The sequence below is a fragment of the Mycetocola saprophilus genome (genome assembly GCF_000718085.1).
In the GTDB taxonomy this organism is placed as follows: domain Bacteria; phylum Actinomycetota; class Actinomycetes; order Actinomycetales; family Microbacteriaceae; genus Mycetocola; species Mycetocola saprophilus.
Map to the genome: position 1 here is coordinate 635,963 of NZ_JOEC01000001.1, position 12,539 is coordinate 648,501.

Genomic DNA, 12,539 nt, shown 5'->3' on the forward strand with positions numbered 1-12,539 from the left:
TGTCGGTGGTCGCGCGTAGACTAATCGGGTGTCGATCCAACTGCCTGATTCCCTGAATTCGCTGAGTGTCCGTGGTGCCCGTGTGCACAACCTGCGTGACGTCAACCTGGAAATTCCCCGTAACTCGCTCGTGGTATTTACCGGCCTTTCGGGGTCGGGAAAGTCCTCGCTCGCGTTCGATACCATCTTCGCCGAGGGGCAGCGTCGCTACGTCGAGTCGCTCTCGGCCTATGCGCGCCAGTTCCTGGGCCAGGTGGATCGCCCCGACGTCGACTTCATCGAGGGCCTGAGCCCCGCGGTGTCGATCGACCAGAAGTCGACCAACCGCAACCCCCGCTCGACCGTGGGTACCATCACCGAGGTGTGGGACTACATGCGTCTGCTGTGGGCGCGTATCGGCATCGCGCACTGTCCCGAGTGTCATGAGCCGATCCAGAAGCAGACCGTGCAGCAGATCGCCGATCAGCTGATGGAGCTCGAGACGGGTACCCGCTACCTGATTATGAGCCCGGTGGTGGTGCAGAAAAAGGGCGAGTTTGTTGACCTGTTTGCCGAGCTGGTGGCCGCCGGATTCTCCCGCGCGCTGGTCGACGGCGAGCAGATCCAGCTGAGCAGCCCGCCCACCCTGAAGAAGAGCTATAAGCACGACATCTCGGTGGTGGTGGACCGTCTGGTCGCCGGTCCCGAGCTGCTGGGACGCCTGACCGACTCGCTGGAGACCGCGCTGCGCCTGACCGACGGCATCGTCCAGGTGAGCTTCGTGGATCGCGAGGGGGATGATGCCCTCCGCAGCTACAGCGAGAAGCTGTCCTGCCCGAATAACCACCCGATCTCGCTCACCGAGATCGAGCCGCGCACCTTCTCCTTCAACGCCCCGTTTGGTGCCTGCCCCGAGTGCTCGGGCCTGGGCACCCGGATGAGCGTGGACGAGGAACTCCTGGTGGGAGACCCGGAGGCGAGCATCAACGAGGGTGCGATCGTCCCCTGGTCCACCCAGGGCAAGGGCCTCTACCAGTACTACGAAAAGCTGCTGGTGGGCCTCGCCGACGACCTGGACTTCTCGCTCAATACCCCGTGGAATCAGCTGCCCAAGAAGATCCAGGAGGCCGTCCTCCGCGGCAATAACTTCTCGGTCAAGGTGCGCTATAAGAACCGCTTCGGGCGCGAGATGACCTACTCCTCGGGCTTCGAGGGTGTGATGCCGTATATCGAGCGTCAGTACCTGCAGGCCGAGACTGACACCCAGCGCCAGCGCTGGACCGAGTACCTGCGTGAGGTGCCCTGCCCGGTGTGTGCGGGTAAGCGGCTCAAGCCCGAGGTGCTCGCGGTGCTGATCAACGGCGAGAACATCTCCGATGTGGCCGAGCTCAGCCTGAGTGATGCCCGTGCCTTCATGGAGACCCTGACCCTCACCGAGCGCGAGGCGAAGATCGGTGCGCAGGTGCTGCGCGAGATCAAGGTGCGTCTCGACTTCCTGATTCAGGTGGGCCTGAACTATCTCAACCTGGCCCGCTCGGCCGGTTCGCTCTCCGGTGGTGAAGCTCAGCGCATCCGCCTGGCAACCCAGATCGGATCGGGCCTGACCGGCGTGCTGTATGTGCTGGATGAGCCGAGCATCGGCCTGCACCAGCGCGACAACCGCCGACTGATCGAAACCCTGGTGGCCCTGCGCGACCTCGGCAACACCCTGATCGTGGTGGAGCACGATGAGGACACCATCCGCACCGCCGACTGGATCGTCGACATCGGACCCGGCGCCGGCGTCAACGGCGGCCGCGTGGTCCACTCCGGTGGCTATAAGGAGCTGCTGGCAAACACCGAGTCGGTGACCGGAGACTACCTCTCCGGACGCCGGGCCATCGCGCCGCCGAGCGTGCGCCGCCCGATCGACAAGCAGCGCATGCTGCACGTGGTGGGTGCCACCGAGAACAACCTGAAGAACGTCAGCGCGGACTTCCCGCTGGGCGCCTTCGTCGCGGTGACCGGGGTGTCCGGCTCGGGCAAGTCCACCCTGGTCAACGACATCCTGTATCGGGTGCTGGCCAATAAGCTCAACGGTGCCCGCCGGGTCGCCGGTAAGCACACCCGGATCACCGGCCTAGAGCACCTGGACAAGGTCATCCACGTCGACCAGGCACCGATCGGCCGCACCCCGCGCTCGAACCCGGCCACCTACACCGGCGTGTTTGACAAGATCCGTAACCTCTTCGCCGAAACGCAGGAGGCCAAGGTTCGCGGCTACCTGGCCGGACGCTTCTCGTTCAACGTCAAGGGTGGGCGCTGCGAGGCGTGTGCCGGTGATGGAACCATCAAGATCGAGATGAACTTCCTGCCCGACGTCTACGTGGCCTGTGAGGTGTGCCAGGGTGCACGCTACAACCGCGACACCCTGGCCGTGCACTACAAGGGCAAGAACATCTCCGAGGTGCTGGACATGCCCATCGCCGAGGCCGCCGACTTCTTCGAGCCGATCTCGGCCATCCACCGCTACCTGAAGACCCTCGTGGAGGTGGGGCTGGGCTACGTCCGACTGGGGCAGAGCGCCACCACGCTCTCCGGCGGTGAGGCGCAGCGCGTGAAGCTCGCGACCGAGCTGCAGAAGCGCACCAACGGACGTTCGGTCTACGTGCTGGATGAGCCGACCACGGGTCTGCACTTTGAAGACGTGCGCAAGCTCCTGCTGGTGCTGGACGGCCTGGTGGACAAGGGCAACACGGTGATCACCATCGAGCACAACCTCGACGTGATCAAGTCCGCCGACTGGATCATCGACATGGGACCCGAGGGTGGTGCCGGCGGTGGAACCATCATCGCCACCGGAACCCCCGAGCAGGTGGCCGAGAACCCCGAGAGCTTCACCGGGATGTTCCTCAAGGAGATCTTTGAGCTGAACCCCGAGCGCTACCCGCGGGTGCTGCCCACCCCGATCGTGGTGGCCCCGGCCAAGGGTGCCGCCAAGAAGGCCACCGGGAAGCCGGCGGCCAAGACCGCGGCTGCCAAGACTGCGGCTGCCAAGACCGCGGCTGGGAAGGCGGCGGCGAAATCCTCCGCGGCCAAGGCGTCGGCGGGCGATGCCGCCGCCCCGGCCAAGCCCAAGCGGTCGCGCTCCTCCAAGGTTGTGACCACCCGGGTCGCCCCCACCAAGACCCGAAAGACGGGTTCCGATAACTAAATGAGCGACGTCCTCAGCTATCGACCAAAGGCGGGGGAGATTCCCACCAGCCCCGGCGTGTATCGGTTCTCCGACGCGTCGGGGCGGGTTCTCTATGTGGGCAAGGCCAAAAACCTGCGCCAGCGCCTGAGTAACTATTTTGCGCCGCTGCGCAGCCTGCATGAGCGCACCCGGCGGATGGTCACCAGCGCCGCCAAGGTGGACTGGACCGTGGTGGGCAGCGACATCGAGGCGTTGCAGCTGGAGTACACGTGGATCAAGGAGTTTGATCCACCCTTCAACGTCAAGTTCCGCGATGACAAGACCTACCCGTATCTCTGTGTGACCCTGGGGGAAGAGTCGCCCCGGGTCATGGTGACCCGCAATCATAAGATTCGTGGGGCGCGCTATTTCGGTCCGTATCCGAAGATCTGGGCCGTGCACGAGACGATGGATCTGATGGTCAAGGCCTTCCCGATCCGCACGTGCAACGACACCAACTACAAGCGCGCCATGCAGACCGGGAAGCCCTGTTTTGCCGGGCAGATCGGCAAGTGTGGTGGGCCGTGTTCAGGTCGGGTGACCATCGCCGAGCATCGCGAACGAGTCAACGACTTTGTCTCGTTCCTGGCCGGGGGAGACCGCCGGTTTGTGACCGAGTTCACCGCCAAGATGAAGCAGGCCTCGGCCGATCTCGACTTCGAAAACGCCGCCCGCTACCGCGACACCCTGCTCTCCCTGGAGGCCGTGCTGGAAAAGAGCGCGATGGTGCTGCGGGACTCCCTCGACGCCGACGTGTTCGGGGTTGTCCACGACGAGCTCTCGGCCGCGGTGCACCAGTTCATGGTGCGCGGAGGCCGTATTCGCGGTGTGATGAGCTGGACCGTGGACAAGGAGCTGGAGCTCTCGACCGGTGAGCTCGTGGACGGGCTGTTGCAGCGCGTCTACGCGAGCGCCGATCGGGTGGATATCCCGCGCGAGATCATCGTGCCCGAGCTGCCCGAGGACGTCAGCGAGATGGAGTCTGTGCTCGCCGAGCGGCGCGGGGCCAAGGTGCGGATCAAGACCCCGCAGCGCGGGGAGAAGGCCGCGCTGATGCAGACCGCGCAGATCAATGCGGCCGGCACGCTCAAGCTCTATAAGACCCGACGGACGGCCGACTTCGCCGCCCGATCGCAGGCCCTGGCCGATATCCAGGAGGCCATCGGGATGGACCAGGCCCCGCTGCGCATCGAGTGTTATGACGCCTCGCACCTGCAGGGCACAAACATCGTGGCCTCGATGGTGGTGTTCGAGGACGGCCTGCCGCGCAAGGACCAGTACCGCCGCTTCAACGTCGCCGAATCCACCGATGACACCGACTCGCTCTACCAGGTGCTCTCGCGCCGCCTGGCGTACCTGAGCGAGCCCGAGGAACCGGTACTGGAGGCGGCGTTGGCCGCGGGGGCGGACGAGTCCGCCAACACCGGCACCGACGCCGAGGGGGAGGCGCTGGCGCTGGCCTCGGAGATCGTGGCCAAACCCAAGAAGTTTGCCTATCCGCCGCAGCTGTTGATCGTGGACGGCGGGCAGCCCCAGGTGGCCGCCGCCAAGCGGGCGCTGGAGGACTCGGGACAGACCGGAATCCAGCTCGCCGGGATCGCCAAGCGCCTCGAGGAGCTGTGGCTGCCCGATAGCGATTACCCGGTGATTCTGCCCCGCAACAGCGAGGCGCTGTTCCTGATCCAGCGCCTCCGTGATGAGGCGCACCGCTTCGCCATCACCCACCAGCGCTCCCGGCGCAAGCGCGATATCACCACGATCCTGGGCGAGATTCCGGGCCTCGGCCCCGCGCGCATTTCGGCGCTGCTCAAGCACTTCGGTTCGGTCGCGCGGCTACGGGAGGCCGATGCCGTGGCCATCGCCGAGGTACCCGGGGTGGGGGAGAGCCTGGCCGAAACCATCGTTTCCACGCTGGCGGCGCCGCGCGAAGCATAAATTTCGACGGCAAATCCCTGGGAGTTTCCCCACGGTTTCTCCGGATTTCTCGGGCCCGCATCGATCCGATGCGGGCCCGAGACGTGTGTGCCCGGCCGGGCCTGATGGGTGCCGCCGGGCCCTGACCGGTGGTCAAGGACATCGCATTGCATCAGATATCCTGGGGTTTTTCCGGAAGCACCCCGCGTGGATGGCGAAGCCTTCCCTTCGTGCGTGGTCCGGGATAAGCTCGACGCCACGCCCGACACACACTTCCCCGGAAATCCGGGGCGACACGCCGTAACCGTGCTCGGGTGCGCGCTGTCCCTCGAACGGGGCACGTGGGATCCCACGGAAGTGCGCCGCGCCGGATATGCTAGACGATGCCCACGAACCAAGACGGGGCAGAAAGGGCAGGTCATGAACGTCCAAGCCGAAGGAACACCCCAGCAAGAGGTGCTCATCGTTACCGGTATGTCCGGTGCGGGGCGATCGACCGTGGCCAATGCTCTCGAAGACCTTTCCTGGTACGTGGTGGACAACCTCCCGCCGCAGATGCTGCGTCCGCTGATCGACCTGGCCGAACGGGCCGAGGGGGCGATCCCCAAGATCGCCGTGATCGTGGACGTGCGTGGCCGAGACTTCTTCGGCGACCTGCAATCGATGATCCAGAGCCTGCGCGAGGGCACGCTGTTGCGCGTTTTGTTCCTCGATGCGTCGGATGCGGTGCTGGTTCGACGCTTCGAAGCGGTCCGCCGGCCGCACCCGCTGCAGGGCGGCGGCACCACCCTGGACGGAATTGCATCCGAACGTGCACGTTTGGCCACAATTCGTGAATCCAGCGACCTGGTGATCGATACCTCGGAGCTCAACGTCCACCAATTGGGCGGCAAGGTCCGCGACTATTTCGCGGCCGAAGGCACCCCCGGCGTCACCCTCACGGTGATGAGTTTTGGTTTCAAATATGGATTACCGCCGGACGCCGATATGGTTGCAGATGCACGTTTTATTCCGAACCCCTTCTGGGTGCCGGAGCTACGCCCCCTTACCGGGCAGGATGCTGCGGTCAGCGAATACGTGCTCTCCCAGCCTGGAGTCGAGGAATTCGTCTCCGGCTACCTGAACGTGCTGGAGCCGGTACTTACCGGCTACCAGCGTGAAAACAAGCGGCACGCCATGCTCGCGATCGGCTGTACGGGTGGTAAACACCGTTCCGTCGCCATCGCGACCAAGATTGCCGCTGCCCTGGCCGCGTCTCCGGGCGTCGCAGTGAGCCTGTCTCACCGCGACCTGGGGCGCGAGTAGTACCGGGCAGAACTTACCCTTTCAGAGATTCAACGATTGGAACACGCGTGGCATTGACCGACGAGGTCAAGAAAGAACTCACCTCGGTTGTCTCACCCAAGACAACCGTGCGCGCTGCGGAGCTCACCAGCATCCTGCGCTTTAGTGGCGGACTTCACCTGATTAACCAGCGACTGGCCATTGAGGCCGAGGTTGACACCCCCGAGCTCGTACGCCGGGTCCGTAAGGACCTGGCCGAGCTCTTCGGCATCCGCAGCGAGGCCGGCCGGATGGCCCCCTCGGGATCGCGCCGGAATGAGTTCTTCCTCATCCGCGTGCTGGACGGCGAGACCCTCGCCCGTCAGACCGGACTCATGGACCAGCGTCGCCGTCCCGTACGCGGACTCCCCAACCGGCTGACCACCGGTGGCCGCGAGGAACTTGCCGCCATCTGGCGCGGTGCCTTCCTCGCCCGAGGAACCCTCACCGACCCGGGTCGCAGCGCGGCCCTGGAGATCACCTGCCCGACCGGCGAGTCCGCGATGGCCCTGGTGGGCGCCGCGGGTCGCCTCGGCATTCCCGCCAAGGCCCGCGAGGTGCGCGGCATCAACCGCGTGGTCATCCGCGACGGCGAGGCCATCGGTGCCATGCTGATCGCGATGGGTGCAGCGGGAACCGTGGCCGAGTGGGAGGCCCTGCGCCAGCGCCGCGAGGTGCGTGCCACCGCCAACCGCCTGGTGAACTTCGATGACGCCAACCTGCGCCGTTCGGCCCAGGCCGCCGTGGCCGCCTGTGCTCGCGTGGAGCGCGCAATCGAGATCCTCGGGGACGAGATCCCCGATCACCTCAAGTACGCGGGCCAGCTGCGTCTGAGCCACCGCGAGGCCAGCCTCGACGAGCTGGGTCAGCACGCCGAGCCGCCGATGACCAAGGACGCGATCGCCGGGCGTATTCGCCGCCTGCTGGCCATGGCCGACAAGCGCGCCTCGGACAAGGGCATTCCCGGTACCGAGGCCAACCTTCCGGTAGACATCGACGCGTAGTTTCGGCTTTTTTCTCGATATCGAGAAATATTCGGGGGCAACCGGCGGTTGCCCCCGATAGGCTGAGTATGTGACTCAGTGGTTCGTCACACTGAGCACGAACCCCACACAAGAGGAGATAGGTTTATGGCTATTTACACCCTTCCCGACCTGGGCTACGACTACGGCGCTCTGGAGCCCGCAATCAGCGGTGCCATCATGGAGCTCCACCACTCGAAGCACCACCAGGCGTATGTAACCGGCGCCAACACCGCCCTGGAGCAGCTCGCCGAAGCGCGTGACTCCGGCAACCTCGCGAACGTCAACAAGCTGCAGAAGGACCTCGCGTTCAACCTCGGCGGACACATCAACCACTCGATCTTCTGGACCAACCTGTCCAAGGACGGTGGCGACAAGCCCGTCGGCGAGCTGGAGAGCGCAATCAACGACTTCTTCGGATCGTTTGACAAGTTCCAGGCTCACTTCACCGCCGCCGCACTGGGTGTCCAGGGCTCCGGCTGGGCCGTTCTGGCCTGGGATGCAGTGGGCCAGCAGCTGATCGTTCAGCAGTTCTTCGACCAGCAGGCAAACTTCCCGGCCGGGATCATTCCGATCCTGATGCTCGACGTCTGGGAGCACGCTTACTACCTCGACTACCGCAACGTCCGCGCCGACTATGTCAAGGCGTTCTGGACCATCGTGGACTGGGAAAACGTGCAGCTGCGCTTCGAAAACGCACGCTCGAACGCAAACGGACTCCTGGTACTGTCTTAAGGGACAGAGAAGTCCCGGATAGCACTCGCTGTCCGGGACTTTTTCGTTTGCGCACTGTTCACCACAGAAAAATAGCAGCGCTTCGGCGCTCCAGCGACAGGAGAAATCCTTTGACCGTCAAGATCGGTATCAACGGCTTTGGCCGTATTGGCCGTAACTACTTCCGCGCCGCCCTCGCCAAGGGTAGCAACATCGAGATCGTCGCCGTGAACGACCTGACCGACAACAAGACCCTCGCGCACCTGCTGAAGTACGACTCCATCACCGGTCGCCTCGATGCAGAGGTTACCTACAACGAGAACGAAATCGTTGTCAACGGCAAGGCCATCAAGTCCTTCGCCGAGCGCGACCCCGCCAACCTGCCCTGGGGCGAGCTGGGCGTGGACATCGTGATCGAGTCCACCGGATTCTTCACCAAGGCCGAGCTGGCTCAGAAGCACATCGATGCCGGCGCCAAGAAGGTTCTGATCTCGGCTCCCGCCTCGGGCGACGCCGCGACCTTCGTGATGGGTGTCAACGAGCACGAGTACGACCCGGAGAACCACCACATCATCTCCAACGCGTCCTGCACCACCAACTGCCTGGCCCCGCTGGCGAAGGTCTTCAACGACAACTTCGGCATCGAGACCGGTCTGATGACCACCGTGCACGCGTACACCGCCGACCAGAACCTCCAGGACGGCCCGCACGGCGACCTGCGTCGCGCCCGCGCCGCAGCCGTCAACATCGTGCCGACCTCGACCGGTGCCGCCAAGGCTATCGGCCTGGTTCTGCCCGAGCTGAAGGGCAAGCTGGACGGCTTTGCTCTGCGCGTTCCGGTACCCACCGGTTCGATCACCGACCTGACCGTGACCACCTCGCGTGAGCTCACCATCGACGAGATCAAGGCCGCCTACAAGGCTGCCGCCGAGTCGGGTCCGCTCAAGGGCATCCTGAAGTACACCGAGGACGAGATCGTGTCCAGCGACATCGTGACCGACCCGCACTCCTCGATCTTTGACGCCGGTCTGCTGCGCGTCCAGGGCAAGCAGGTCAAGCTGTCGTCCTGGTACGACAACGAGTGGGGCTACTCCAACCGTCTGGTAGACCTCACGGTCTACGTCGCGGATAAGCTCTAACCACCACCTAGCAGCAAAGGAACCCCGCGAGCATGACGCTTCGTACTCTGGAATCCCTGGGAGATCTCGCCGGCAAGCGCGTGATCGTCCGCTGTGATCTGAACGTCCCCCTGTCGGAGGGCAAGATCACCGATGACGGCCGCATCCGTGCGTCCCTGCCCACGCTCAACACGCTCATCGAGCGTGGTGCGCGGGTTGTGATTGTTTCCCACCTCGGCCGCCCCAAGGGCGAGCCGGAGGACCGCTATAGCCTCGCGCCGGTGGCCGCTCGTCTGAGTGAGCTGCTGGGCCGTGAGGTGGCCTTCGCGTCGGACACCATCGGTGCCTCCGCCGCCGAGGCCGTCGCGGGCCTCGAGAACGGATCCGTTGCGCTGCTGGAAAACCTGCGCTTCAACGCCGGTGAGACCGCGAAGGACGACGCCGAGCGCGCCGCCTTCGCGGCCTCGCTGGCGCAGTTCGGGGACGCCTTCGTCTCCGATGGCTTCGGTGTTGTCCACCGTAAGCAGGCGAGCGTCTATGAGCTCGCCGGTCTGCTGCCCAGCGCGGCCGGACTGCTGATTGCCGCCGAGCTGGATGTGCTGGATCGCCTCACCGAAACCCCCGAGCGCCCCTACGCGGTGGTGCTGGGTGGTTCGAAGGTTTCCGACAAGCTCGGCGTGATCGGCCACCTGCTCCCGCGGGTCAACCGTCTGCTGATCGGTGGCGGCATGCTCTTCACCTTCCTGGCCGCCCGCGGCTACAAGGTCGGTTCGAGCCTGCTTGAGGCCGACCAGATCGACACCGTGCTGGGCTACCTGGCCGAGGCCGAGAAGCTCGGCGTTGAGATCGTGCTGCCCACCGATGTGATCGTCGCCGAGAAGTTCGCCGCCGACGCCGCACACGAGGTTCGCCCGGTCGAGTCCATCGAGGACACCGCCTTTGGTGCCGCCGGCATCGGACTGGACATCGGTCCGGACACCGCCGCCGCATTCGCCCAGGCAATCGCCGGTTCCAAGACCGTGTTCTGGAACGGCCCGATGGGCGTCTTTGAATTTGATGCGTTCGCCGGGGGAACCCGTGCGGTCGCCGAGGCTCTCACCCAGGTGGATGGCCTCAGCGTGGTGGGTGGTGGCGACTCCGCCGCCGCCGTCCGCGCACTCGGCTTTGCTGACGATCAGTTTGGCCACATTTCAACCGGCGGTGGCGCGAGCCTCGAATTCCTCGAGGGAAAGCGCCTGCCTGGACTGGAGGTCCTCGGATGGTAGCCACCCGTACCCCGCTCATCGCGGGTAACTGGAAGATGAACCTGGATCACCTCCAGGCCATCGCGTTTGTTCAGAAGCTCGCCTGGGCCCTGGACGACGCCAAGCACAACGAGGCCGACGCCGAGGTTGCGGTATTCCCGCCCTTCACCGACCTGCGTAGTGTCCAGACCCTGATCGCCGCCGACAAGCTGAAGATCGCTTTTGGCGCGCAGGATGTGTCGACCCAGGAGTCCGGCGCGTACACCGGCGAGATCTCGGCCGCCTTCCTGGCCAAGCTCGACGCACAGTACGTGATCATCGGTCACTCCGAGCGTCGTACCCTGCACAACGAGGGTGACGACGTGGTGGCGGCCAAGACCGCCGCCGCCCTCAAGCACAACCTGGTTCCCGTGATCTGCGTCGGTGAGACCGCCGAGGACCTCGAGAAGCACGGCCCGAGCGCCGTTCCGGTTGCTCAGTTGGAGGAGGCCCTGGCCTCCGTCTCGGCCGACTCGGACATCGTGGTGGCCTATGAGCCCGTCTGGGCCATCGGCTCGGGTAAGGCCGCGACCCCGGAGCAGGCCGAGCAGGTCTGTGCCGCGCTGCGCGAGAGCCTGCGCGCCCGCCTGGGTGACGCGATCGCCGATCGCACCCGCATCCTCTATGGTGGTTCGGTCAAGGCCGCCAACATTGCCGGGTTCATGCGTGAGCCCAACGTGGATGGTGCCCTGGTTGGCGGTGCCAGCCTGGACGTGGACGAGTTCGCCGGTATCGTGCGCTTCCGTCAGCACGTCGGAAGCTAGTTCCCCCACGAATTTTTCGGTCCCGGCAGAAATGCCGGGACCGATTCGTATGTGAAGCGCGTCGCCTGGTCCCGAAAGGGCTCCGGAAGCGATAAGCTGATTCCGTACGACCGCGAACCTGGTTTGCGGTCACGTTATACTTGACCGGTTCGCGTGGATGCGCGTTCGGCACATGAAAGGTCCTTCGTGGAGATTCTTCAGATCGTACTGCAGGTGCTGCTGGGCATTACCAGCCTCCTGCTCACCTTCCTCATCCTGCTGCACAAGGGTCGCGGAGGCGGTCTTTCCGACATGTTCGGTGGCGGTGTTTCGTCGAACCTCGGTGCATCCGGTGTGGCCGAGCGTAACCTGAACCGGATCACCGTGATCCTGGGTCTGGTCTGGTTTGTGTCGATCGTGGCCCTGGGCCTGATCACGAAGTTCCAGTCGGTTATCTAACTTTCCGCACTCTGCATTTCTAAGTCTGAGCGGCACAAGGAGTAAACATGGCTACCGGAGGTAGTGCAATTCGGGGTTCTCGCGTCGGTGCGGGCCCCATGGGTGAACAGGACCACGGCTTCCACGCCGACCGCGTGGCGGTGTCCTACTGGGACGCGCTGGGCAACCAGACGGTTCGGTACTTCGCGGCAAACCTGCCCGACGAGGAGATCCCCGAGACCATCGACAGCCCCACCAGCGGTCTGCCCGCCGGCCGGGACAAGGAAAACCCGCCGGCTCTGGCGAAGCTTGAGCCCTATAAAACCCACCTCGCGTATGTGAAGGAGCGTCGCACGGAGGAGGAGGCCGCCTCGCTGCTCGAGGACGCGCTGACCGCCCTGCGGGAGCGTCGCGGTACCGCGGCCCCTAAGAAGTAGTTTTATCGCCAGAAGCGCCCCGGGAGGAACCTCCCGGGGCGCTTCTGCATGCCCGCAAACGAGGCCGCCGGGCAGTACCTCAACGACCAGGTTAACGAGCGCCTGAAATCGGCGCTGGGGAGCGCACGGCCGCTGCCGATCGCCCGCCTGCACTTCAACCGCACCCAGAAGTACCTGGGTCTGGTGGACGCGGACAAGAACGAGACCCGCATCCCGATCGAACACCCCACCGAAATCTATGCCCACGCCGATGCGCTGCGCGAGACCGTGCGCCGCTACCACGAGGTCTAACAGCCCACACAAAAACACCGCGGCCCCCGTTCCCAAAGGAACGGGGGCCGCGGTGTTGGGGGC

Annotated in this window: 11 protein-coding genes; all 11 read left to right on the forward strand. The window is 64.8% G+C overall.

Features of this window, described 5'->3' with window-relative positions; all coding sequences use genetic code 11:
- The first annotated feature begins 28 nt into the window (after window positions 1-28).
- The 11 genes from uvrA to IE92_RS0102900 all read left to right on the forward strand — a co-directional run bounded on the left by uvrA (window position 29) and on the right by IE92_RS0102900 (window position 12,476).
- Window positions 29-3,172, forward strand: coding sequence for an excinuclease ABC subunit UvrA (uvrA, locus tag IE92_RS0102850; protein ID WP_081863821.1), 3,144 nt, complete (start codon window positions 29-31; stop codon window positions 3,170-3,172).
- Window positions 3,173-5,128, forward strand: coding sequence for an excinuclease ABC subunit UvrC (gene uvrC / locus IE92_RS0102855; RefSeq protein WP_030143368.1), 1,956 nt, complete (start codon window positions 3,173-3,175; stop codon window positions 5,126-5,128).
- Window positions 5,129-5,527: 399 nt separating this feature from the next.
- Window positions 5,528-6,412: an RNase adapter RapZ gene (gene rapZ / locus IE92_RS0102860; protein WP_030143369.1), complete on the forward strand. Its 885-nt coding sequence runs from the start codon at window positions 5,528-5,530 to the stop codon at window positions 6,410-6,412.
- A gap of 47 nt (window positions 6,413-6,459) precedes the next feature.
- On the forward strand, window positions 6,460-7,434 hold the full coding sequence (whiA, locus tag IE92_RS0102865) for a DNA-binding protein WhiA (protein WP_030143370.1): 975 nt from the start codon (window positions 6,460-6,462) through the stop codon (window positions 7,432-7,434).
- Between the two features lie 126 nt (window positions 7,435-7,560).
- Entirely contained in the window at window positions 7,561-8,187 is a 627-nt protein-coding gene (locus IE92_RS0102870; protein ID WP_030143371.1) for a superoxide dismutase, read from the forward strand.
- Between the two features lie 110 nt (window positions 8,188-8,297).
- Window positions 8,298-9,305, forward strand: a complete 1,008-nt coding sequence (gene gap, locus IE92_RS0102875) for a type I glyceraldehyde-3-phosphate dehydrogenase (RefSeq protein ID WP_030143372.1) — start codon at window positions 8,298-8,300, stop codon at window positions 9,303-9,305.
- A 32-nt stretch (window positions 9,306-9,337) separates the two neighbouring features.
- A complete protein-coding gene (locus IE92_RS0102880; RefSeq protein WP_030143373.1) occupies window positions 9,338-10,549 on the forward strand; it encodes a phosphoglycerate kinase in 1,212 nt (403 codons plus the stop codon).
- Window positions 10,543-11,331, forward strand: a complete 789-nt coding sequence (tpiA, locus tag IE92_RS0102885; protein WP_030143374.1) for a triose-phosphate isomerase — start codon at window positions 10,543-10,545, stop codon at window positions 11,329-11,331. The genes IE92_RS0102880 and tpiA overlap by 7 nt, the downstream gene beginning before the upstream one ends.
- A gap of 186 nt (window positions 11,332-11,517) precedes the next feature.
- On the forward strand, window positions 11,518-11,769 hold the full coding sequence (gene secG, locus IE92_RS0102890; RefSeq protein WP_030143375.1) for a preprotein translocase subunit SecG: 252 nt from the start codon (window positions 11,518-11,520) through the stop codon (window positions 11,767-11,769).
- A 47-nt stretch (window positions 11,770-11,816) separates the two neighbouring features.
- Entirely contained in the window at window positions 11,817-12,185 is a 369-nt protein-coding gene (locus tag IE92_RS0102895) for an RNA polymerase-binding protein RbpA (protein WP_030143376.1), read from the forward strand.
- Window positions 12,186-12,233: 48 nt separating this feature from the next.
- Entirely contained in the window at window positions 12,234-12,476 is a 243-nt protein-coding gene (locus IE92_RS0102900) for a hypothetical protein (RefSeq protein WP_030143377.1), read from the forward strand.
- Window positions 12,477-12,539: the final 63 nt, after the last annotated feature.

Coding starts and splice junctions, on each gene's coding strand:
- IE92_RS0102870 (WP_030143371.1), top strand. CDS start 7,561: ATGGCTATTTACACCCTTCCCGACCTGGGCTACGACTACGGCGCTCTG.
- IE92_RS0102900 (WP_030143377.1), top strand. CDS start 12,234: ATGCCCGCAAACGAGGCCGCCGGGCAGTACCTCAACGACCAGGTTAAC.
- rapZ (WP_030143369.1), top strand. CDS start 5,528: ATGAACGTCCAAGCCGAAGGAACACCCCAGCAAGAGGTGCTCATCGTT.
- IE92_RS0102880 (WP_030143373.1), top strand. CDS start 9,338: ATGACGCTTCGTACTCTGGAATCCCTGGGAGATCTCGCCGGCAAGCGC.
- tpiA (WP_030143374.1), top strand. CDS start 10,543: ATGGTAGCCACCCGTACCCCGCTCATCGCGGGTAACTGGAAGATGAAC.
- uvrC (WP_030143368.1), top strand. CDS start 3,173: ATGAGCGACGTCCTCAGCTATCGACCAAAGGCGGGGGAGATTCCCACC.
- IE92_RS0102895 (WP_030143376.1), top strand. CDS start 11,817: ATGGCTACCGGAGGTAGTGCAATTCGGGGTTCTCGCGTCGGTGCGGGC.